Source organism: Halobacillus sp. Marseille-Q1614, from assembly GCF_902809865.1.
Taxonomy (GTDB): domain Bacteria; phylum Bacillota; class Bacilli; order Bacillales; family Halobacillaceae; genus Halobacillus_A.
Genome location: NZ_CADDWH010000001.1, coordinates 2,762,078 through 2,784,360 on the forward strand (window position 1 = coordinate 2,762,078; position 22,283 = coordinate 2,784,360).

Genomic DNA, 22,283 nt, shown 5'->3' on the forward strand with positions numbered 1-22,283 from the left:
GGTACGCTTATGGCGTACCTTTATCTTTCCCCCATTTTAGATGCAATTGGCGGATTTCTTCTTTATGAGAAACGATTTCTTTAGGAGTTTCTAAGATGAATGGTACATTTTCTAAAAGTCTTGAATCCATTACCTGAGCAAATTGTTCTTCCTTAATATAACCAAGCTCAAAAATATTCGCATGCCGGTCTTTCCCTGTGCCCGTGTCATATTTAGAATTATTGAGATGGATCACAGCTAAATCCTCAAAATAGCCCAGCTCTACCCCCTTTTCTTCTACCTGCTTCCAATTGTCACCGTCCCATAGCCCGCTCGCAAATGCATGGCACGTATCGAAGCAGAAGCCGATCTTATCTGGATGATCAGATAATCTCCGGAGCTGCACGAGTTCTTCCAAAGTAGTGCCCATTGCTCCCGGCTTCCCTGCCATATTCTCAAGGAGAATCCTGCACTCTCCCTGCCACTGGCTAAGCACTTCATTTAGCACCTCTATCATTAATCGATAACTGGCCAGCTGATCGTCCCGGAAAATATCTTTTCCGAAATGGACCACAACCCCAAGCGATCCGCAGGCATCAGCAATCTCTAAGTCATTCAAAAGGGACCCTTTCACCTGCTCCCTTTTATTCTCATCAGCAGGGGTTAGAGTCGTAGGATACGGCGTATGAACAACTGATACAAGTCCTTTCCTCTTACAAAAATTCTTGCACAGCATCGCATCTTCTTTATTAAACGATTTAACTGATATACTTCTCGGGTTCTTCGGAAAATATTGAAAAGCATCAGCGTTAAGGGCTGCGGCTCGTTTGGCAGCCCCTAAATAACCATCCCTGATTGAAACGTGACTGCCGAAAATCATACGATCCCTCTCCTACTTCTTAAGAGATAATAATATTTATCTTTCCCAAAACAAAAAAGACGCCTTTTATTCAGCGTCTCCTATTCGTATTACTTTTATTTACGGACAATCGGCAATAAACGATTGAGGCGAACCTGGTGCAGCAAAAGGTGTAAGCGTCTCAAAAGTGGTCGCGGTTTCATCTTCGGCATATATCTCCCAAGTAATCACATTTGTTACGTTATTTAAAGTAGCGGTAATCGTAGCCGTGAATGTCCTTGCCGGTCCTTGGTTAATCCGTCCGTTTATATGACCGATTACTGTAGCTCTAGTAAAGTTATCTTCACATGTGATAGATGTTCTGCGTCCTTGAGTGAACTGGAAGGTGTCTCCATTATTTGCGTTAAAAGTAAAGTTGAAGTTATCTATTCCCGGATCACATCCACCTCCGGCACTTGCCCCACATTGATTGACAGTAATATTTAGTGTCCCCGTATAATCCATAACATTTCCAAAGCGAGTCACCCGGATATTTGCTTCCGGCTGTTCTCCTCCTTGAGTATTTAATCTAAATTTGCAAGTGCACTCCATTGGAGGCAGAGGACAATCTACATCGACACTGTTAGGACCGTCACTTATCGGGATCCCCCCTACGGTAGTAAATGCCGTAATGTTTATAGTTTCCATCGCTCCTGTGATAGGTGTGATTGTAGCTGTATAAACCCCATTACTATCCGTAATAGCAGGATTAGGGTTTATAAATACATTATTAACAGCAGGAGTAAAAAATACAGCCACATCTGTAATACCTTCCCCATCCTCACCACAGGTTACGGTACCAGAAAGGGCCGCACCATCACAAGTAACTGTAGCTTCAGGAGTGTCTAACGTAATAACAGGATTATCACACGCAACACAGCCAGCCCGTACAAAGTTTGTATTTTCTATTGTCACCCCATTCACAACGGCACTTGCTGTATAATCTACTCCTTCTGTAATATCTGTACCCTGTTCTACGGTAACTGTGCTTGTAAATTCTCCAAATAAATTGGTGATTGGATTAGCAGGAGTAAAGCTCATAAAGGAAGCTGTACTGGACAAATTCACTTCAATCCCCGGCACAAACCCTTCATCACAAAGAACCCTGCCTGTAATCGTTGCTTGACAGCTGATAGGGCCGGGGTTGTGTAGTTCAATTCGAGGATTCGTACATTTTCTTCTTGGAAAAATATCAGGGCAGCCCGGTGGAGGAAGGAACTGTAAACACTCGTCTATAGACATAACAATAAACTCTCCTTTTCAAATTCATCCTATTATTAGATTATGAAGAATAGCTGTACCTGACTATATAGACACCCACGCTTTCATTAAATTTGAATTTTACATAAAGGAAGGTACTTTGCAGCATTGCAGAAACAAGACGGCTGCGAAACATAGATTCTTTTTTCCGCAACTCATAGGAAACATGATTATGTATGAATAGTCGAAGTGTTATAATAATAGTTCAAATTATAATCTGTATTAAAGGTTGTGCCGTATGTCTGAATACCAAAATACAGCTTTTAGAGTTTATCCAATAAAAGTAGACCTCGGTAAAAAGAATCCCCTGAAAACCGTGAATTTCTATCTGCTTTCCCTTGATGACCAGTTGATTCTTTTCGATGCTGGCTGGAATGACCAAAACAATTGGGAAGCTTTTCAGAATACCCTCAAACATCATGGCTTTACAATGAAAGATTTAACGGCTGTTGTAATTAGTCATAACCACATAGACCATTGCGGTCTGGTTAACAGAATTGTTGAAACTCATGATATCCCTGTCTTCGCTCATCAAATAGCTATTCCGCGCCTTAAAAGAGATCCGGACTTCCTTCAAATGCGTATAAACTTTTTTCACGAATTATATGAAAGATTTGATTGTGGTGATCGAGGCAAGCGGCAGGTCGATTATTTAGTCGAATCGCTTGATAAAAATCATGATGCAGCTATTCAGCCTTCTATTTCAGCAATCGAAAAAGCCCAACTCCAGCTATTAGAGATTCTTCACTTTCCCGGGCACGCCCCTGATCAAATAGGGTTATGGGCTCAAGAAAGCAACATATTATTTGGGGCAGATGTCCTCCTTCAACATATTTCGAGCAATGCTTTAGTGGAGCCTGATGGAAACGGAAAACGGCTTCCAACACTTCACCAAAGTGTACAATCTCTTAACAAGATAGCCTCCCTGCCAGTAGAGCTTGTTTACTCTGGTCATGGGGCTGATATCAGAGATCCCCACGGTTTAATTAAAAAGCGGCTGCAGCGTATTGAAGAAAAAGGAGAAAAGATCAGAGTCCTTATCCAGAACGGAGCAGTTACGGGCCGTGATATTGCTCAGAGCTATTATGGGAAAACGTATGACCAGCAATTTTCCCTAGTCATGTCGGAAATTATTGGCCAGCTTGATTATCTAGAGCAAAAAGGGAAAGTTACTAAGATAATGATGAACGGCGCTTACCGCTATTCTGTTATTTGAATATAAGTTAGATGAAAGTCCTTTTCTTGGATAATTTCGAATCACTCTTAAATAAGTCTTTAAGATTCTTCAATATCATTGACTTATTCTTAAATAACGTACGGTTATACTTAAATAACTAATATAATTTCTGAAATAAATCTGTCTCCATACAAAAAAGCTTCCTAAAAGGAAGCATTTTTTGTTTTATCCCCCAACTTATGAGGAAGGACCTGTTATCATTTAACACCTGCCTGCATAAAAGAAGATAAATCCATTTTAGAATCGAATAACTCAGCCAGCGTCTTCTTATCCTTTTTATCCATTTGCGGGATAATTCCAAGGACAGGTACCTTGCAAAAATGCTCAATTAGTTCAGGGTTCGTTTGTTCTGCAACTCCTGCCGTTTCGGGATTATATCCATTGATCACAACGCCTATTACATCCAACCCGCACCTGCGGGCATAATCCACTGTCAGAAAGGTGTGGTTGACTGTACCTAGATTAGGGCGGGCCACCACAAGCACTGGAAGGTTTATATCCTTCATCACATCACTGACGAGAAAATCTTTTCCGTAAGGGACGGCAATGCCGCCTGCCCCTTCAACTATTTTAAAGGAATGGCGATGTTTGATATCATTCCAGGTATTTATCACTTCTGTCTTTTTTACAGAAATGCCTTGTCGCTTAGCGGCGAGATAGGGTGCCAACGGTTCATCAAATTGAAAGGGAGTGATGTCCGATGTCGGAGATTCGTCACCAGACATGGACTTTAAGATTATAGTATCACTTTCCGGGTCTTCTCTATTGTCACCACTTAGCATCGGTTTGAAAACACCGACATCCACACCTTTTTCTGACAGTGCGGCCGCTATTCCAGCTGCTACGAATGTTTTTCCAATGCCTGTGTCTGTTCCAGTTACGAAAATTCCTTGTCCCAATTATATCACCTCAAACTTTTTTCCAACCTTATAAAAGGCCTTACAGATTTCCTGGATATCTTCTTTGGTATGTGTCGCCATGATTGTCATTCGAATCCGGCTTTCCCCTTGTGGAACACTGGGAGGCCGAATGGCTGGAGCGAACACGCCATTATTTTCGAGTTCTTTAGAAAAATTCATTGTCTTTTTGGAGTCTCCAATAACGACAGGTAAAATAGGAGTTCGCTCTCCTCTCACGTCAAAGCCAAAATTGAGTAATTCAGTTCGAGTGTAGTCGATCAAGTGCTGCAAATGATCCTGAAGTTGTGGACTGGTTTCGATAATATCGATGGCCTTAATAGTAGCTGCCATCATGCTAGGGGGGAGTGCCGTTTGAAAAATGAATGGTCTTGCCCGGTTTCTTAAATACTCAATCAGCGCTCTTGACCCAGTGACAAACCCTCCTTCGGTGCCGATGGATTTACTAAATGTTCCCACTATTACATCTACAGATACATCAAAGTGATCACTTGTCCCTCTGCCGTTTTCACCTAAAATCCCTGTGGCGTGAGCATCATCTACAATTACAAAAGCGTTATAAGTTTCCGCTAAAGCTTTGATCTCACGCAATGGAGCAATGTCCCCGTCCATACTGAACACACCATCTGTCACGATAAATCTCCGTTTATAATGCTGGCTATGGATTAATTTTTCTTGTAAATCTTCCATATTCAGATGACCATAAATACTTGTCTCCGCACGGCTGAGCCTGCAGCCATCAATAATACTTGCGTGATTGAACTGGTCGCTTAAAATGATATCTCCTTCCCCTGCCAGGCTGGATATTACGCCAATATTGGCAAGGTACCCACTTGAGAAGATGAGGGCAGCTTCTTCGTTTTTGAATTCAGCGATCCGCTTCTCCAGCTTCTCGTGCCAGATGGTATTGCCGGTGGTCAGTCTTGATCCAGTGCTTCCAACCCCATACTCTTTCATAATCTTCACAGCTTCATCGGTGAGTCTTTGATCTTCTGCTAAGCCTAAGTAATTGTTGGAAGAAGCCATGATGCTTTCCATTCCATCTACGTAAGATCTCCCTAGAGTCGAGGGAGAGATGGTTCTAAGCTGTCTGTATAACCTCTGATCCTTAATTGTGTCCACTTCCTGTGCCAGCCACTCATGAGTTTGTCGCAGCAACGTGAAGCGCCTCCTCCGATGTAATACTCTCAATGGCTTGTTTCATAATCTGAACCATTTCCTTTAACTCTTCTTCTGTACTGGCTAGAGGCGGCATAAAGACGACTACATCTCCGGTAGGTCTTGTCAAAAGGCCTAATTCCCGCATCTTTAATGAGGCTTTATAGGCTGCTCTTCTTTCAAAAGGAAAAGGCTCCTTCGTATTCTTATCGTAAACGAGCTCAATCCCGCACATGAAGCCAAGCTGACGGATGTCTCCGATATGAGGGAGGTCGATCAAATCTTCGAATAATTCATGTAAATACTCAGACTTTCTCGCAACCCGCTGAGTGATATGGTCTTTCTCAAATAATTGGAGGTTGGCCAGTGCTGCTGCACAGCCAAGCTGATTGCCGGTATACGAATGACCATGAAAGAAAGTCTTCAGGTTTGTATAGTCATCATAAAAAGCCTCATAAATTTTTTCTGTTGTGTATGTAATGGCAATAGGCAGGTAGCCCCCGGTAATTCCTTTTCCTGCTGCCATGAGATCCGGTTCGACACCTTCATGCTCACAGGCAAACATCTTCCCAGTACGACCGAAGCCTGTCGCTACTTCATCAATAATCATGAGAACATTGTATTTAGTGCATAGTTCCCGAACACCGGCTAAGTAACCTTCCGGCATGACTATCATGCCGCCGGCCCCCTGGACCATTGATTCAATGGTTAACCCGGCAATCTCCTGATGATGCTCTTTTAATAAGGTCTCAAGTGTTTCAAGTGCTTCATCACGGCATTTCTCAGCGTCCTCTTCAGGGTAGCGGTAGACATGAGGAACCGTTGTTTTATACCCTTCAAACATTAAAGGACCGTACACCTTATGAAAAATATCAATGGCTCCGACACTAACTGCCCCAATTGTATCTCCGTGATATCCATTCTTTATCGAAATGAATTTCTGTTTGTTGGTCTCACCAATATTCTGCCAATATTGATAGGCCATCTTTACAGCAATTTCAACGGCTTCTGCCCCGCTGTCAGAATAAAAGACTCTGCTTACGGAATCAGGAGCAATTTTGACTAGTTCTTCCGCTAATTCGGTAGCCGGAACATTCGTCATTCCGAGTAAGGTAGAATGGGCAATCTTATTCAACTGAGCGCGGACAGCATCATCCAGCTCTTTCTTTCGGTGTCCATGTACATTCAGCCAGACAGATGAAAAAGCATCAAAATATTCTTTTCCATTAATATCCTTCACTTTAATCCCTTTACCGCTTTCAATAATTAATGGCTCGTCATCATAATCTTTCATTTGTGTAAACGGCAGCCACAAGTATTTTTTACTCTTGTCTATTAAGTCCATTCTTCTCCTCCGTTTCTATTAAGCCAAGTATCTATTTCATCAGATTTTGTAAAAAGTTTATTCTTTCAATATAACCTTTCTTCATGCATGGGGACCGCTAAGTGCAGTTAAGTCGTATAATCCTCTATCCTTCCAGAGTCTATCAAATCCCTTCACGATTAATGTTAACTATTTATTTTTTAAGTTTACATTATCTGATCGATTTTTCAAGGAGGTTTAACTTATATGTTAACCTAAAATATAATAAGTTGACATATAGAAGCCCCTTCTTCTATGCTTATTTTATAAAAGAGAGGAGGTAAAGAATGGAAAATAAGAGCCGGTGAAGCCTGCTAGAATAATCAAGATTCGTGGATTACCGACTTGTTAAAACTTTCACTTTAAAAGAGCATTTAGGAATTAGATAAAGGTGGGATTGGATGCAAAATTGGAAGCTATTAGCTGAAAAAGTCCTTGAGGGTAATGAAATAACGAATGAAGAGGCACTCGCTGTTTTAGAGTGTCCAGAAGAGGAATTACTAGAGTTGTTACATAGTGCGTATCAGGTTCGCAAGCATTACTACGGGAACAAGGTTAAATTAAACATGATCATTAATACAAAATCAGGGTTTTGCCCTGAAAACTGCGGGTACTGTGCCCAATCCAGGGATTCTACTGCTCCCATTCAAAAATACCGCATGATGGACAAGGACACGATCATTGAGGGGGCCGAGCAAGCCCACCGCCTTAAGTCAGGAACGTACTGCATCGTGGCGAGCGGGCGCGGGCCCTCGAAACGAGAACTCGACATTGTTACATCGGCTGTTAAAGAAATTAAAAATAAATACGATATGAAAGTATGTGCATGCCTTGGTTTGCTGAAGCCAGAACAAGCCCGGGAGTTAAAAGAAGCTGGAGTAGACCGCTACAACAATAATATCAACACCTCTGAACGGCATCATGACCAGATTACTACCAGCCACACATATCATGACAGGGTTGCTACCGTTAATCATGCGAAAGAGGCAGGAATTTCCCCTTGTTCAGGTGTCATCGTCGGGATGAAGGAGTCTAAACAAGATGTGATTGATATGGCTCGCGCTTTAAAAGAACTGGACGCCGATTCCATACCTGTGAACTTTTTGCACGCCATTGATGGGACATTATTAGAGGGAACAAATGAACTGACACCAACCTATTGTTTGAAGGTACTAAGTCTATTTCGCTTTATTAACCCTTCAAAAGAAATTCGCGTTTCAGGTGGTAGAGAGGTTAACTTGAGAAGTCTTCAACCATTTAGTCTATACCCGGCAAATTCAATTTTTGTAGGCGATTATCTTACGACTGACGGTCAAGAAGGAACAAAAGACCATCAAATGCTTGAAGATCTTGGGTTTGAGGTTGAGTATGCAAAGGAAACCGTGTAACTCGGTGGAGAAAATAAAACTTAAAAAACGGTTATTCTGAAACTTCCATGCCTGCTGCCGGCAAACCCCACTCAGTTCCTTTAGTAAGTTTCGGATAAGGAAAGGAGAATAAGTTGAAAAATTACAGAACTCTATCCCTTACACTTGTCGCTATCTTTGCAGCAATGACTGCGATTGGCGCCTTTATAAAAGTTCCGCTGCCCGTTGTCCCTTTTACACTGCAAATTGTCGCTGTGTTTTTAGCAGGAACATTATTAGGAAGCAAGCGCGGGCTGCAAAGTCAGTTGGTCTATCTTTTTGTCGGCTTAGCTGGGCTTCCTGTTTTTACACAAGGAGGCGGGCTTACGTATATCTTGCAGCCAACGTTCGGATATTTAATCGGCTTTGGTATGGGAGCTTATGCCATCGGTTTTATTATTGAACGTATTCAACAGCCGACGCTCAAACATTTTATTGCCGCCAACCTAATAGGAACCGTCCTTATTTATGCCATAGGCGTCCCTTATCTTTATCTGGCATTAAATCTATGGCTGAACATCCCTACTAGTTTATCTCATGTACTGGCCGCCGGATTGTTTAGTACCGTAGGCATAGACATAGTTCTTGCTGTTTTTACCAGCTTGTTGGCTGTGCGTGTATACCCTGTTTTTAAAAAAATTCATCCCAAGAAAAGAAATTTACAAAACAAATCGAAACGCCATTTAACGGCCTAAATTTGATAATAAACAAATTTATTCTCGAATGTGTGATGAAAAAACATACAATAAAGGAAGGAAGCAGTCGAATACTTAAGCTTTAAACGATACGAAAAGGATTCGTCACTGAAACTAATCCTATTGTACGAATAAAAAGAAGGTTCCCTAAAAAGGAACCTTCTTTTTATTCAATCCTTCATTATGGGGATAGAGATAAATTCGATTGACAGCGGGGTGTTCACCGGACGGAGTGGAAATGATAAACTCGTCATTCACTGAATAAATGCCTGAAATCAATTTCTTCAAAAAGACAATGTCTCCAGGCTCTAATTCATCTCGCTCTATGTTCATCCCTGCTTCAAATTGTGACGAAGGGTGTTTCGACCGCCAGCTTCCGGTTACCTCTTTATACACATGATAAACAAACCCGCCTGAATTAAACCCATCTTCCGGACTAGACCCCTTTAGATTGTAATGCGCCCCAATTAAGTCTTTTGCCTGCTCTACAATCTCATTATCTAAAGATGGGGGTGAACCATCATCTGTGTATCGTTTTGCCCCCGATAGGCTTCAGACCAATATTCACTAGTTTCCAGATTCCTCTCAGAAATCCCTTTCTGAGCTTGTCCAAAATGTGTATAAAGAATCAAAATCTATTTCTCTCCCTAGAGGTACTGCCGATCAGTGGGTGAAGGGTAATAGTGTAAACGATCTGCAGCCGGGGGATGTTGTATTTTTCAAGGGTACATATTTAATGTCCGAAATTTACATAAACGACGGGCGGTTCATAATCGTAACGAGATCCTAAATAAAAGAAAAGCAGAAGACCTTCTTACGGTCTACTGCTTTATGAAAACTTTAACATTCTATTTTAGTGTGCCATCATTTCATGAGCAATGTCATGACCGCTCATATCTAATGGATAATAGGTCGGCCAGTGGGAAACTTCATCTAATAGAGCTTCACGATCGTCGCCCCAATATAGGTGATAGTGATCGGCTTTCGTTGGATAGATACTATGATCACTAAATTGAATATACTTCGGAAGCCCTTCCGCTTCTTCCTTTAGTTTAAAGATGTATCTTACCCCTCGATTACCTGCATCATAGGTTAAAATTTCATAACCATCCGAGACATACTCTCCAGAACGCTCTTCTTCATCTTTATAGAAGGTGACGGTCTCTCGGTCAATGACAATACGATCGACATCTGTCTGGTACCCTGCCTCATAATATTCCTTGTATTCTTCAGCTGTCTTGTTCCCTTCATGTTCTGCTTTATGAGTATATACTTCATCCAGAGTTCCGCCTTGGTGGTATGGATATACGGACTGCCAGTCTCCTTCCCAATCAGAAAGTTTTCGGTCCTCCACTTGGCTGTCTTCAAAATAACCTTCATAAATTTTTTCTTCTTCATCATGGGCATGACTGTGATCATGCTCTTCGCTGGATCCATTTGAGGCTGATGAAGGCTCAGATAGAGCTGTTGAAAGTACTTCTAAATTACTCTGCATGAGTGTGAAGTAATCTTCATTATTCTGAATATCTTCTTCGGTTAGAACAGATAAATTGTGTATGCGTAAAGTCTCTGCATCAATTTCCTTTCGAACAACTTCTGCTACTTTTGGAGTGATATTCTGTTCGAAAAGCACATGATTTAACCCTTGCTTTTCAGCTGTTTCCACAATATTTTGCAATTCTTTTTGAGAAGGCTCATTCTCAGGGCTTAATCCTGAGACGGCCACCTGCTCAATTCCGTATGTTTTTTCCCAATACCCGTAGGCCTCATGAGAAACGATAATTTTATTTCCAGGTAAGCTTTCAAGCTGTGTATGAAACTTTTTGTCTAAGCTCTCAAGCTTTGCTTTCAGCTCTTCAAAGTTTTCGTTAAACCCTTCTTCCTGTTCAGGCTTTAATTCGACTAATGTCTCTTTTATATGTTCTGCCATTTCAATAGAACGAACAGGGTCCAGCCAAATGTGCGGGTCTTGATCGCCGTTGTCATGCCCGGCATGTTCGTCCTCATGACCATCTTCGTCGTGCGCATGTTCATCATGACTGTCTTTTTCGCCATGGCTATGGGCATGCTCTTCCAGGTCAATTCCTTTCGATACCTCAAGGATTTGAACGTCTTCTGACTCAATAGATTCAGAGATTTTGTTCGCATAAGGCTCTAAACCTGCCCCATTATAAATAAAAGCATCCGATTCAGCGATTTTGATCATTTCTTTGGTGGTTGATTCAAATGTATGAGGGTCTGATCCAGGCGGAAGAATAGATTCCACTGATGCTTGATCCCCTGCGATTTGTTCAGTAAAGAACTGAAGAGGATAAACCGTTGTGAACACCTTTAACTCTTCATTAAATTCCTGAGATCCTTTTTTACTTTCATCGCCGCTTGTTTCTTCACCGCCGCATGCAGCCATAGTAAAGATGACAATAAATAAACTAAGTACTCCTGCAAATTTTTTAAACAAATGCTCTCCTCCTTTTATTCCGTATTATTTTAGCGTAATGATTACGATTTGTAAATAGTAATCATTACGCTTATTATTTAATTTATTTATCGGAAAAAAATAAAAACCCTAGAAAAAATGGCTGTTCAGCTTTCAAGCAAAGATAAAAAAAGACAAGCGGAGCATGTAAAATGCACCACTTGTCTCACTTAAGCAAATATATATAACTTTATCATCTATCATTTAATCAAATGGCATTTTAGCCTCTATACTTTATAGCTAATCCTTTCAAGAAATTCCGCGCATATTGGTCACCGAATTCCTTATAATTCTTATGCCCTTCTTTTCGTAACAGCGCGCTTAGTTCCCCTTTTGTTATCTTGACGCCTGCTTCATCTAAAATATCGATGATATCCTCACTCGTTAATTTCAAGGCGATTTTTACTTTTTTCAGCATGACGTTATTTACGCTGGAATAGTTCTTAATCGACCGATCCGGCTTATTCGGCTGACCGGGCTTCGGTTCTTGTGGTCCTCTTTTAAAGGTGATCAAGCCATTTAAAAAGGACTCCAGCATACTATTCGTACACTTGATGTAATCTTCATTATCAGCGGCTTCCTCGTCATCTGATTTTGTAAGCACCTTGGACACTTCTTCTGTTGTGAAATCAACACCGCCAAGCTTAAAGATCTCCACCATATCCTGATCCTTTATATCCAGGGCATATCTTAATCTGATTAATACATCATTATTATCCATTCATAAACCTCCAATAATATGGCTATTTACAGGTTAGTCTAACCTATACAATAAGTTCTAAGCGACTCATTGAGTATCTTATAATCACCCTTTTGAGTTTAATTCCCTAATTTATAACAGGCTTTTCACTCGATCAGCAAAAACCTGTCCATCCATTACCTTTTTGCCGCCTCCCTGGACGAAATGCGGCTGACCGCCGCCTTTTCCTTCAATAAGAGGCAAGACTTGTTTCGCGACCTCATTCATATTTCGCTCGATGTCTGCTCCATGAGCCAGCACAAACTGCAGCTGATTTTCCTGTTCACTGATCAGAATAATAAAGGCATCAGAAGCTTCTTCAATGATCGCTTTTCCTAGAGACTGGAGCGTCTTGATAGGGCGGTCTTTGAATACGAGGTGAATCACCTTATCTCCCTGTGACGCTGAAATGATCTCACGTGCCTCATGCTGAAGCAGTTGTTCTTCAAGCTCAGCGATTTTCTTGTCTTTCTCTTTGCTTGCCTGAATCAGCTCATCGACTTCCTCTACAAGCTGCTGCTCCGGTCTTGGAACAAGACGCTTCATTTCCGTTAATACCCGGTGTTTATGCTCGAGCTTATCCAGAACGCGATAGCCGCAGACGAACTCCAAGCGCACCTGCTTCTTGTTTTTCGTCCATCCTAGGAATTTGACAGCCATGACTTCACCCGTAAAATTCGGGTGCGTTCCTCCACATCCGTTGTAATCAATGTTTGGAATGATCACTAGGCGAACCTTCCCATCGACGACGAGAGGCTTTCGAAGCGGATACTGCGCCTCCTCTTCAACGGACATCCATTTTGTTTCAACAGTAACGTTGCTACGGATGATCTCGTTCACCTGCTCCTCCGCTTTTTTCAAAAGATCTTCGGATAGACTTTCAGCATCCAAGTCGATCGTCGCCGTCTCTCTTCCTAAATGGAAGCTCGTTGTCGGAATGCCAAACTGGTCATGAAAAACAGCTGAAATGATATGCTGACCACAGTGCTGCTGTATGTGGTCGATCCGCCGCTCTTGATCGACCCTTCCTTGCACATTTCCTGTTCCGGCCGGAAGCTTTTCTCTTGTGTAATGACGTACCTCGTCTTCTACTTCTTCGACATCAATCACTTCGATTCCATTTAGCGTTCCTTTGTCGTGCGGCTGCCCGCCTCCTGTCGGATAAAACGCCGTATCTTCCAGCACCACATATAAACCACGCTCATCTTCATCTATTTTTACAGCCTTAGATTCGAATTCCATTTGATATGCATCTATGTAGTAAAGCTTTCTCGTCATTATAAGCTCCTCCTATATTTTCCTAGAGGTATCGTAACATGTTTCGGTTGAGGAAGGAGCAGAAAATGCCTATCCGCTTCCACACTAAATGCAGCAGCGAGCAGGCACCAAACTTCAAGCCTTCTTTTTAAAATCAAACGTAATCTTATAATCTTCATCCAATGTTAAAGCTGTACTAAACGGTTTCTTTCCCTTAAATCCTTTTAGAACCCTCGTCCGCTTCTTCTCGCATAACGTTTTAATCATATTGTTCGTTAACGTTTTTCCTGCTAATTTTTTCGGAAAGGTCACTTTACACCCTTCTTTATAAGCGGAGCACGCGTAAAATTTGTATCGATCCATTATAACGCCAGCAGAACAGGCCGGGCATTTGGCAATCGGTTCATTCCATTTGTTTTTCTCTCCGGTACTTCGAACGTTCACCTGCTGAATGGCGTCCGGGGTCTCTTGAATGAGCTTTTCAATGAACTGACCGGTCTGCTTGAGAAAAACTTGTTTAGACCCTTCGCCATTGCCGATTTTCTTTAAATACGATTCCCATTTCGCTGTAAGGGAAGGGCTTGATAACAGCGTTCCTTCGATTGCTTCACAAAGCATAATCCCTTTATCTGTGACATACACGATGTTCTTTTTCACTTCAATATATTTCTGCGCCTTAATCGTTTCAATAATGCTTGAGCGGGTGGCTTCTGTTCCCAGTCCTTCGACTTCCTTTAAAATCTCCACGTCCTCTTCATCATCCATAAACCTTCCGCATGTTTTCATCATATTGATCAGCTGTCCTTCGGTATACGGCTTAGGCGGCTGCGTCATGCTTTCTTTTATATGAAGCTGCGCGCCGACCTGCTCACCTTTTTGGACATCCGGCAGATCTGCTTCTTTCTCCTGTTTTGACTTAGAAGGCTTTGGAAACAGCTCCTTCCAGCCCTTTCTCACTTCTCGTCTGCCTGTAGATTTAAAAGGCAAGTCGTGAACATGTGTAAAAATCACCGTCTCTTCATACACATAGTCCCCGTGGAACATTGCCAGTGTCGTGGCCAGAACTTCACGATAAATGTTTTGTTCCTCACGGCTTAATCCATTCAGCTTCTTCTCTGTAGGTACGGACTTCGTCGGAATGATCGCATAGTGCTCCTGAACTTTACTAGAATTGACAAACCGTTTATTTGGTTTTAAGGAGACAGGTGTGAAAGAGATGTTCAGCGCTTCCTGGTACGCATTTAAGCTGTTCACTAAATAAGCAAACTCATTTTCGGTTATAAAGTTACAGTCTGTTCTCGGATAGGAAACGAGCCGCTTCTCATAGAGCTTCTGCATAATCTTCAGCACTTGCGACGGTGTATATTTCCAGCGTCTGTTCGCAACACTCTGTAAGGTAGAGAGGGAATGCAGCTTCGGTGACTTTTGGTATTTTGTCTTTTTATCTATCTTTTGAACAATCCCTGGTAAGGCTTCTTTCTCTTTGAGCCCATGCTTGTCCATAAGCGCCTGCACCTTTGATTTATCCTTTTCCTTAATCTCAGCCAAACCTTTATAGGCACCTGATTTTGATTGAAAAAGACCCTCGATCTGATAAAAAGGCTCTGAGACAAAGTTTTCAATTTCTTTGTGCCTTTGATAAATCAAATAAACCGTAGGAGATTGCACGCGCCCAATCGACAGATAGCTTGAGAAACCTTTCTTCTGCAAAAGCAGTGTAAAAAGTCGGCTGGCATTGATCCCAACCATCCAATCACTGATTTGACGGGCTTTCGCTTCATCAAATAAACGCAAGTCCTTCTCATTACTTTGTAGATTCTTAAATCCTTTAAGAACTTCATCCTTCTCAAGCGAATTAATCCACAATCGTTGAATCGGTTTTCCCTTTACGCCAGTTAAGCGAAGAATACTGTAAAAGATATTCGAGCCTTCCCTGTCGACATCGGCCGCATTCACGAGCACGTCCGCTTGCTGGAACAACCTCTTAACCGCTTGAAACTGCTCCCATTTCCCTTTAGAGACTTTCTCAAGGAAACGTTCAGGGACGATCGGAAGCTGATCAAGCTTCCACCTCTTCCACTCCGGTTTATAGTCATGAGGCTCTTTTAATTCAACCAGATGACCGACTCCCCACGTGATGGTCGCACCATCCGGGAATGTCTCATCCGGCTTTAATTGAATGTAAGTCTTCGTTTTTTCCTGTATAGTAAAAGCCTCTGCATAAGCTTTTGCCTGAGAGGGTTTTTCGGCTAAGATGACCACTCGCGCCATGGTCTCTCCACTCCCTTCAATGAAACTCAAGATTACTATGGGATGAAAAGGAAAGCAAGAGATCTGATGGAACCAATTAAGAATAAAAAAATAGCGTAAATAACACATAAAAAGAGATCAATCCAACCGGTTGGAATTGATCTCTTTAATGATAAGAATGGGATGTTCGTTGGACTGGAATTCCTTATACTTAAGCTTATCGATACTGTTTTCTCCGCACCCACATCGTCGCGGCCCATTTTTCTCCGGCTGTGACCGGGGATCCGCCATGGAGTGTCCGCTCATTGATCACAGGATCCGAATAAAAATATTCAAAATAGACACCCATTCCTCTATGAGGGGAGACAGATAGATTCATGTGCGGAAAGTAGGTTTCCCCTCCCTCTTCTACATCATTCAAGTAAAGGACAAGCGTGCTGATCCTTGGGTTGTTCGTTGGTTTGACCTTTGATTTGAAGTAATCATAATGTGCTTTATATTCCTGGCCTTGTTTATAATTCAGTATGTGAAGTCCTTCTCCATGTTCTACGGGTACGTTCATAATTTGTGCCATTCGCTTTTCGATCCTGGCAGTGACATCATCCTCTGGCAGAAAGGTGCTGCTGCTTGTCCGAATGTCGCTCACTTCGTGTTTCGATCCGATTTTCGATCGGTTCATCCGATCTTTGGAAAGACGGATGAGCTCCTCACACTCTCCCTCGCTTACCACATTTCCCAAGATAGCGATTTTAGGATCTTCCATTTTAGCGATAATCGCTATCTCACGGTCTTCGGTCATAATCTTGTTTCCCGTGTGGTCGAAAATTGAAACTTCTTTCACTTGCATTGTCACTTTTTCATCAACCTCTTCTAATTTTAATAAAACGCTTACAAAAAATTATATATCCTCGAAAAAAATTATAGGATATAAAAGATATTTTACCACCTTTTTACTATTTTTTCTTTATATTTCATAAATTTTACAAATTTGTTCACAAATAAAAGCAATCCTCTTTTAGGAATAGGGGTATTCTCTTAAAAATATAATCCACTAGAAACAGAATAGACTACCTCTTTTCTACTTGGAGGTAGTCTTTCATTTTATATAAATACTTAGAACTTCCTTTCACGTGTTACTAGCACAAAAAAAGACTACCCTCTTCTAATCACTAACTATTTAACCCTGTTTAACTGGTTGGAACCGTAACATAACATGAAAGTCAGGTACCTCTACTACCCTTACTCTTCGCAAAGTTTATACATCTATTAAGAGTATAAGTAAGACGTTTGTCCAAAAGTTTAATAATCTTACATTTGTCCATTTCGGGCACCGGCAGTTATTAATATATTATATTATTGCAATAAAGAAAGAGGTGAAAAAAATGGCTGAAATGGAACAAATCGTTAACACATTACAAGATTCACAAGTATGCGCAGAATGCACCTGCGATCCAGATCAAGGGGCTAATCGATTACTTTGTGTTGCGATCCCATGTGGTATTGAGATTAACCTACTTGGCTTAGTGATCACAGTAGGTCCAGTATGTATAAATGCAGAAGATGTCGAGGATGGAGCAGAAGCAACTTCTGAAAACGATCCAAAAGCCCAGCTTGAAGCTCTTCAAGGACTATTGGGTTATCTGTCTTCTCACCTATAATTTCCACTCTACAGAAAGAAGGGATTGCCCTTCTTTCTTTCATTTAAGAGTATGAAAAGGACATATCTTCAACAAACGTGCTACCTCAGAAAGACTATCAACTTCAGAGTTACACCGACAAAAAAAGAGAAGGCACTCTCTATCATAAATGTATGCTTCACGAGCAAATACATTTTGAAAGAGGCCTTCTCACGAAAAGTTTTATTTAGATTCTGATTTAGCTACTGTACCTGCGTCGGCCGGATGTACGCCATGTTGATAGTAATCGGCATCGATAGGATCCAGCGGATTGCGTCCAAGAATAAGGTCTGCTGCCTTTTCCGCCAACATCAATACAGGTGCGTGGATATTGCCGTTTGTTACGTAAGGCATAGCCGATGCATCGACTACTCGTACATTGTCGAGTCCGTGAACCTTCATCGTATCCGGGTCTACGACAGCCATAGGGTCTGATTCAGGTCCCATTTTTGCCGTACAAGACGGGTGAAGGGCCGTCTCAGCATCTTCTCTCACCCATTCCAGGATTTCCTCGTCTGTTTGTACGGTAGGACCAGGTGAGATTTCCCCTGCATTATAAGGTTTCATGGCTGGTTGAGACATAATTTCACGAGTAATTCTGATCGCTTCCACCCACTCGCGTTTGTCCTGTTCAGTAGAAAGGTAGTTGTATACCATGCTTGGATGCTCTTTAGGATCTTTCGAACGAATCTTTAATGATCCGCGGGCATCAGAGTACATAGGTCCGATGTGTACTTGGAATCCGTGATCCGTTGGCGCTTTTTGTCCATCGTACCGTACCGCTACCGGAAGGAAGTGGAACATCAAGTTCGGGTAGTCGACGTCTTCGTTGGAACGAACGAAACCTCCGCCTTCGAAATGGTTCGTCGCTGCCGGTCCTGTGCGTCCGAGCATCCACTGTAAACCGATCCAAGGCATGCGCCACTTCTGTAGGTTCGGCTGTTCAGAAACAGGAACCGGGCAAGCGTGCTGGACATAGACTTCAAGGTGATCCTGAAGGTTTTCTCCTACACCTGGAAGATCAACGACTGGATCAATGCCAAGGGAACGAAGGTGCTTAGCATCCCCTACACCAGATAGTTGAAGCAGCTGTGGCGTGTTGATTGCACCTCCTGCAAGGATGACTTCTCCTGCTTCCACTTGATGCATTTTTCCATTTCGCTTATAAGTTAATCCTTTTGCTTTCGTACCATCGAAGTCAATGCTCGTAACGAATGCCCGAGTCTTGACTGTCAGGTTTTCACGGTCCATGGCCGGGTGCAAGTAAGCACGTGATGCGGACAGACGCTGACCTTTGTACACATGCTTATCAAACGGTCCGAAACCTTCCTGACGAAAACCGTTTACATCAGGAGTTCGTGAATAACCAGCTTCTACACCTGAGTCAAAGAAGGCTTGGAATAAAGGGTTCTTAGCAGGTCCGCGTTCCAATTTAATCGGACCGTCGTGACCGCGAAGATCATCATCCGGTGAGCCTAAAGCATTTTCCAAGCGTTTGAAATACGGAAGGCAGTGGGCCCAATCCCAGTTCTCCATACCTTCATCGGATCCCCAACGCTCATAGTCCTTCGGATTTCCGCGCTGGTAAATCATACCGTTGATGGAACTAGAACCTCCAAGCACCTTTCCTCGAGCATGCTTGATGCGGCGTCCATTCATATGTGGCTCAGGGTCAGATTCGTATTGCCAATCGTAAAGATTTTTGCCTGAAGGAAACGGCAAGGCTGCCGGCATTTGAATCAATAGGTCCCATGAATAATCACTGCGTCCCGCCTCTAAAACAAGAACGCTTTTTTTTCCATCTTCACTTAGACGATCGCCGAGTACAGAACCCGCACTACCGCCACCAACGACTACAATATCATATGATTCAGTCATTTCTGTTCCTCCTTGATGTTGAATTTGGAAAAAAGAGATGAAGAGAAATCTCTTCTTCCATTATTAATTCTCGTTCACTTTCGTCTTTTAGAATTTAAATCTATAAAAGAATAATAGATTTTATGCTTAAAACCAGTTGAGCATTTCAGGTTTAAGGTTTTGGAAGATATGCTTTGTTTCTGTATATTCTTCAATACCTAGTCTGCCAAGTTCACGTCCAATACCGGACTGCTTGTAGCCACCCCACGGGGCGTGTGGGAAATACAGGTTGAATTCATTAATCCAAACCGTACCCATACGCATCTTCGCCGCACAGCGTTCCGCTTTTGCAATATCGTTTGTAAAAACGCCGCCAGCAAGTCCGTAGATCGAGTCATTGGCAAGCTTTACGGCTTCTTCTTCTGCAGTGAATTTTTCAACCGTGATAATTGGACCAAATGCCTCATCTTGGACAATGCTCATGTCTGTCGTACAGTCTGTGAAAATCGTAGGCAGGTAGAAGAATCCTTTTTGCAATTCAGGATCTTCCGGGCGTTTACCTCCCACAGCTAAGGTAGCACCTTCTTTGATCCCTGTTTCTACATACTTTCCTACTTTCGCAAGGTGTTCAGCGGAAATAAGCGGCCCCATTTGAGTATCTTCATCAAATCCGCTTCCCAGCTTGAATTTTTTCACTCGCTCCACAAGCGCGTTCACGAACTCATCGTGAATGCTTTCTTCTACAATCAGTCTTGTACCAGCGGAACAGATTTGTCCTGCGTGGAAGAATACCCCGTTCAAAGCTTGATCGACAGCAAGGTCAAAATCAGAATCAGCAAAGATAATATTCGGGTTCTTCCCGCCAAGCTCAAGTGCGAGCTTCTTCACATTCGAGCTTGCCGCTTGCATAATTTTCTTCCCGGTCACAATGCCGCCTGTGAAAGAAATAAGGTCTACATCTTCGTTACTAGACAACTCTGCGCCCACGGTATCACCTGCACCAAGAACCAGGTTCGCAACACCCGCAGGGACTCCCGCTTCTTCTATTAGTTCAAATACTTTAATATGAGTAAGCGGTGTGATTTCACTCGGCTTCATGATTAACGTATTTCCAGTCGCAAGCGCTGGAGCCAGTTTCCAAGACGCTTGAAGTAGAGGGTAATTCCAAGGAGTGATTTGCCCACAAACACCAACCGGTTCGTGAACCACTTTACTGATCGAGTTTGGCACTGGAGAATCGATCAGCTCGCCGCCATCTTTATCTGCAATTTCTGCATAATAACGAAACACTCCAGCGATATCATCCATGTCGCCACGGCTTTCTTCTACTGTCTTGCCAGTATCCAATGATTCTAAATAAGCCAATTCTTCTTTGTCTCTTTCAATCAATTCAGCAATCTTCCTAACGACAGCCCCACGCTCCGTTGCCGGGGTAGAAGGCCATTCTCCGTGATCAAAGGCTTCTCTTGCTGCAGCAATTGCTGCTTTTGTATCAGATTCATCGCCTTCTGGAACAACGGCGATAACATCTTGGTTAAATGGATTAATAATAGTACGCGTCTTCTCCGAGTTTGCGTTCACCCATTTACCATTAATGTATTGTTGTAGTTTTAGGTTCAGGTTCAATTTGATCAACTCCAGTTTTGAAGTGAATTAAGTTTGTTAAGAATTTATTTAACGTTTTTAACACTAACATGTCTTTATAATGCTGTCAAAATATAATGGCACATTGCAGAGAGTGTGAATTTATATGAGGTAACACTAGCTGCTGCAAGCTTATATGCGACGTTGTACTTTGAATGACACTTAGTAAAAGCGCCTTAAAGTATTCTTATCTAAAAAACCTCCCGAAAGTCCAATGAACTAACGGGAGGCTTTTAGAATTCAGGCTTAAATTTCAAAAAATCCAGTCAATATTCTTTTTAAAGGTTTCAAATCCTTGTATAGCAAAGGGTTTAAGGAAAGCTTACATCAGAGCAGATGACTAATAACGGTGGAAAATCCAGCCAGAAGACTGGATTTTCATTTTTAACGCACAAACCTTCGTTCCAATGATGTGATCTCAATCTCATTGTGGATCATGTCTCGTTTTATGCATCCATTGAACCTCTGTTTATGCCTTATATTGGCATGAACTTCGTGGCTACATTATAATATTGGAGATGAGTGTTCTAATTTTAAAAAGAGATGGTTTTATGTATCCTTTATTTTTATGTTGAGCTAGACCTTTAAGTTCTATTCATTATTATTATAAACTGCCAAGAACATCAGCGCCTGATCTCAAATGTATTTTTTGATGGTGAAATTCGGGTGAAACTGCTTGAGAAAGGTGTAGCTCGAACTACATATCTTAATAACGATTTAAACCCAATTTGTCCTTGTTGATTTAGGCAAATAACCAATTTTAACGTTAATTGCTTCATTTAGGTATCCCTTTGGATTAACTTCTCATAGAACTAACATTAAATCTAATTAGAATCTACATATATTTGGTATAAGTACGGCATAAATAGGAAAAAATTTTTAAGGTGTTGGCTAGTCTCGCCAAACCTTCCAACCTGCCAGGGTGATCACCCTGGCTATTATTTTTTAAAAAGGTATTGGTTATAATACAAGTTATTTGTTGGAATTATTCTGGAAATAAAATTAAGTTTTAACATAATTTCACCAGTTTAAAGGTCTCTTAAATAGATACACTAAACCTGTTCCTATTAAGGACTTAAAATTTCTGTAAAGGGTGATCACAGATGAATGGCAGACAAAATGGGGCTTCTTGGTTAGCTCTAAGTACAGCCGGAGCTATTGGTGCTGCAGCAATGTATGGAATTTCCCGAATGAACCGCAACGGTGGAGTTCAACAACTAGCTCAAAGAGCAAGACAAAGTCAACCTGTACAAAACATGCAAAAAAACCTCCCAGATATTGACGGGAAATAACTTTAAATGTCTTTGAAAAGACCCCTCCATAAAGGGGTCTTTTGAGCATATACCAATCAAAGAGGAAATTAAAAAGGAACTGGCTAATGAAACAATTTCTGGGTACTACTATTTAGAAAATGATCACTTAAATAAATTAGCTGTATGTTCTGAATGATCAAGGTCACCACAACCATTAT

At 41.8% G+C, this 22,283-nt stretch carries 18 protein-coding genes and 1 pseudogene; 6 read left to right on the forward strand and 13 right to left on the reverse strand.

Annotation, left to right across the window (positions count from 1 at the left end; all coding sequences use genetic code 11):
* Nucleotides 1–7: 7 nt before the first annotated feature.
* Together HUS26_RS13680 and HUS26_RS13685 are read right to left on the reverse strand one after the other, a co-directional pair.
* The gene (locus HUS26_RS13680) at nt 8–859 is read right to left on the reverse strand and encodes a deoxyribonuclease IV (protein ID WP_173917684.1); all 852 of its coding nucleotides are present in this window, start codon (nt 857–859) and stop codon (nt 8–10) included.
* Nucleotides 860–958: 99 nt separating this feature from the next.
* On the reverse strand, nt 959–2,119 hold the full coding sequence (locus HUS26_RS13685) for a hypothetical protein (RefSeq protein ID WP_173917685.1): 1,161 nt from the start codon (nt 2,117–2,119) through the stop codon (nt 959–961).
* A 256-nt stretch (nt 2,120–2,375) separates the two neighbouring features.
* On the opposite strand from HUS26_RS13685, the gene HUS26_RS13690 reads away from it, so the two are divergent.
* The gene (locus HUS26_RS13690) at nt 2,376–3,353 is read left to right on the forward strand and encodes an MBL fold metallo-hydrolase (RefSeq protein ID WP_173917686.1); all 978 of its coding nucleotides are present in this window, start codon (nt 2,376–2,378) and stop codon (nt 3,351–3,353) included.
* Nucleotides 3,354–3,571: 218 nt separating this feature from the next.
* On the opposite strand, the gene bioD is transcribed toward HUS26_RS13690, so the two are convergent.
* From bioD to bioA, 3 genes are read right to left on the reverse strand one after another with little or no spacing between them, the layout of a single operon-like run.
* Nucleotides 3,572–4,273: a dethiobiotin synthase gene (gene bioD, locus HUS26_RS13695; RefSeq protein ID WP_173917687.1), complete on the reverse strand. Its 702-nt coding sequence runs from the start codon at nt 4,271–4,273 to the stop codon at nt 3,572–3,574.
* Nucleotides 4,274–5,449 (reverse strand): 8-amino-7-oxononanoate synthase, encoded by a 1,176-nt coding sequence (gene bioF / locus HUS26_RS13700; protein WP_254434205.1) that lies wholly within the window; start codon nt 5,447–5,449, stop codon nt 4,274–4,276.
* Entirely contained in the window at nt 5,430–6,794 is a 1,365-nt protein-coding gene (gene bioA, locus HUS26_RS13705) for an adenosylmethionine--8-amino-7-oxononanoate transaminase (RefSeq protein WP_173917688.1), read from the reverse strand. Before bioA ends, bioF begins: the two co-directional genes overlap by 20 nt.
* Before the next feature lie 419 nt (nt 6,795–7,213).
* Between bioA and bioB the strand changes: the two genes are divergently transcribed.
* Together bioB and HUS26_RS13715 are read left to right on the forward strand one after the other, a co-directional pair.
* Nucleotides 7,214–8,200, forward strand: coding sequence for a biotin synthase BioB (gene bioB / locus HUS26_RS13710; RefSeq protein ID WP_173917689.1), 987 nt, complete (start codon nt 7,214–7,216; stop codon nt 8,198–8,200).
* 164 nt (nt 8,201–8,364) lie between these two features.
* A complete protein-coding gene (locus HUS26_RS13715) occupies nt 8,365–8,913 on the forward strand; it encodes a biotin transporter BioY (protein WP_173918854.1) in 549 nt (182 codons plus the stop codon).
* A gap of 147 nt (nt 8,914–9,060) precedes the next feature.
* On the opposite strand, the gene HUS26_RS13720 is transcribed toward HUS26_RS13715, so the two are convergent.
* On the reverse strand, nt 9,061–9,405 hold the full coding sequence (locus HUS26_RS13720; protein ID WP_173918855.1) for an NlpC/P60 family protein: 345 nt from the start codon (nt 9,403–9,405) through the stop codon (nt 9,061–9,063).
* Between the two features lie 118 nt (nt 9,406–9,523).
* Here HUS26_RS13720 and HUS26_RS20280 point away from each other — a divergent pair.
* A pseudogene (locus tag HUS26_RS20280) lies at nt 9,524–9,703 on the forward strand (NlpC/P60 family protein); the annotation flags it as partial.
* A 63-nt stretch (nt 9,704–9,766) separates the two neighbouring features.
* Here HUS26_RS20280 and HUS26_RS13730 read toward each other — a convergent pair.
* The 5 genes from HUS26_RS13730 to HUS26_RS13750 all read right to left on the reverse strand — a co-directional run bounded on the left by HUS26_RS13730 (nt 9,767) and on the right by HUS26_RS13750 (nt 16,482).
* Nucleotides 9,767–11,371 carry a metal ABC transporter solute-binding protein, Zn/Mn family gene (locus HUS26_RS13730; RefSeq protein WP_173917691.1) on the reverse strand — a complete coding sequence of 535 codons (1,605 nt, stop codon included), beginning with the start codon at nt 11,369–11,371 and terminating at the stop codon, nt 9,767–9,769.
* 238 nt (nt 11,372–11,609) lie between these two features.
* On the reverse strand, nt 11,610–12,110 hold the full coding sequence (locus tag HUS26_RS13735; RefSeq protein WP_173917692.1) for a DUF1456 family protein: 501 nt from the start codon (nt 12,108–12,110) through the stop codon (nt 11,610–11,612).
* A gap of 111 nt (nt 12,111–12,221) precedes the next feature.
* The gene (locus tag HUS26_RS13740; RefSeq protein WP_254434207.1) at nt 12,222–13,406 is read right to left on the reverse strand and encodes a DHHA1 domain-containing protein; all 1,185 of its coding nucleotides are present in this window, start codon (nt 13,404–13,406) and stop codon (nt 12,222–12,224) included.
* A gap of 114 nt (nt 13,407–13,520) precedes the next feature.
* Nucleotides 13,521–15,656, reverse strand: coding sequence for a type IA DNA topoisomerase (locus tag HUS26_RS13745; protein ID WP_173917693.1), 2,136 nt, complete (start codon nt 15,654–15,656; stop codon nt 13,521–13,523).
* 196 nt (nt 15,657–15,852) lie between these two features.
* Complete coding sequence (locus tag HUS26_RS13750) at nt 15,853–16,482, reverse strand: 2OG-Fe(II) oxygenase (protein WP_173918857.1); 630 nt, start codon at nt 16,480–16,482, stop codon at nt 15,853–15,855.
* 535 nt (nt 16,483–17,017) lie between these two features.
* Between HUS26_RS13750 and HUS26_RS13755 the strand changes: the two genes are divergently transcribed.
* Nucleotides 17,018–17,293: a hypothetical protein gene (locus HUS26_RS13755; protein WP_173917694.1), complete on the forward strand. Its 276-nt coding sequence runs from the start codon at nt 17,018–17,020 to the stop codon at nt 17,291–17,293.
* Between the two features lie 201 nt (nt 17,294–17,494).
* Here HUS26_RS13755 and betA read toward each other — a convergent pair whose 3' ends face one another.
* Both betA and betB read right to left on the reverse strand, forming a co-directional pair.
* Nucleotides 17,495–19,189: a choline dehydrogenase gene (gene betA, locus HUS26_RS13760; protein WP_173917695.1), complete on the reverse strand. Its 1,695-nt coding sequence runs from the start codon at nt 19,187–19,189 to the stop codon at nt 17,495–17,497.
* A gap of 126 nt (nt 19,190–19,315) precedes the next feature.
* Entirely contained in the window at nt 19,316–20,788 is a 1,473-nt protein-coding gene (gene betB, locus HUS26_RS13765) for a betaine-aldehyde dehydrogenase (RefSeq protein ID WP_173918858.1), read from the reverse strand.
* Between the two features lie 1,127 nt (nt 20,789–21,915).
* Between betB and HUS26_RS13770 the strand changes: the two genes are divergently transcribed.
* Entirely contained in the window at nt 21,916–22,104 is a 189-nt protein-coding gene (locus tag HUS26_RS13770) for a hypothetical protein (protein WP_173917696.1), read from the forward strand.
* Nucleotides 22,105–22,283: the final 179 nt, after the last annotated feature.

Bases quoted from the DNA above. Each gene is read 5' to 3' on its own strand.
- HUS26_RS13680 (WP_173917684.1), bottom strand. From the start codon at position 859: ATGATTTTCGGCAGTCACGTTTCAATCAGGGATGGTTATTTAGGGGCT.
- HUS26_RS13685 (WP_173917685.1), bottom strand. From the start codon at position 2,119: ATGTCTATAGACGAGTGTTTACAGTTCCTTCCTCCACCGGGCTGCCCT.
- HUS26_RS13690 (WP_173917686.1), top strand. From the start codon at position 2,376: ATGTCTGAATACCAAAATACAGCTTTTAGAGTTTATCCAATAAAAGTA.
- bioA (WP_173917688.1), bottom strand. From the start codon at position 6,794: ATGGACTTAATAGACAAGAGTAAAAAATACTTGTGGCTGCCGTTTACA.
- bioB (WP_173917689.1), top strand. From the start codon at position 7,214: ATGCAAAATTGGAAGCTATTAGCTGAAAAAGTCCTTGAGGGTAATGAA.
- HUS26_RS13715 (WP_173918854.1), top strand. From the start codon at position 8,365: ATGACTGCGATTGGCGCCTTTATAAAAGTTCCGCTGCCCGTTGTCCCT.
- HUS26_RS13735 (WP_173917692.1), bottom strand. From the start codon at position 12,110: ATGGATAATAATGATGTATTAATCAGATTAAGATATGCCCTGGATATA.
- HUS26_RS13740 (WP_254434207.1), bottom strand. From the start codon at position 13,406: ATGACGAGAAAGCTTTACTACATAGATGCATATCAAATGGAATTCGAA.
- HUS26_RS13745 (WP_173917693.1), bottom strand. From the start codon at position 15,656: ATGGCGCGAGTGGTCATCTTAGCCGAAAAACCCTCTCAGGCAAAAGCT.
- HUS26_RS13750 (WP_173918857.1), bottom strand. From the start codon at position 16,482: ATGCAAGTGAAAGAAGTTTCAATTTTCGACCACACGGGAAACAAGATT.
- HUS26_RS13755 (WP_173917694.1), top strand. From the start codon at position 17,018: ATGGCTGAAATGGAACAAATCGTTAACACATTACAAGATTCACAAGTA.
- betA (WP_173917695.1), bottom strand. From the start codon at position 19,189: ATGACTGAATCATATGATATTGTAGTCGTTGGTGGCGGTAGTGCGGGT.
- HUS26_RS13770 (WP_173917696.1), top strand. From the start codon at position 21,916: ATGAATGGCAGACAAAATGGGGCTTCTTGGTTAGCTCTAAGTACAGCC.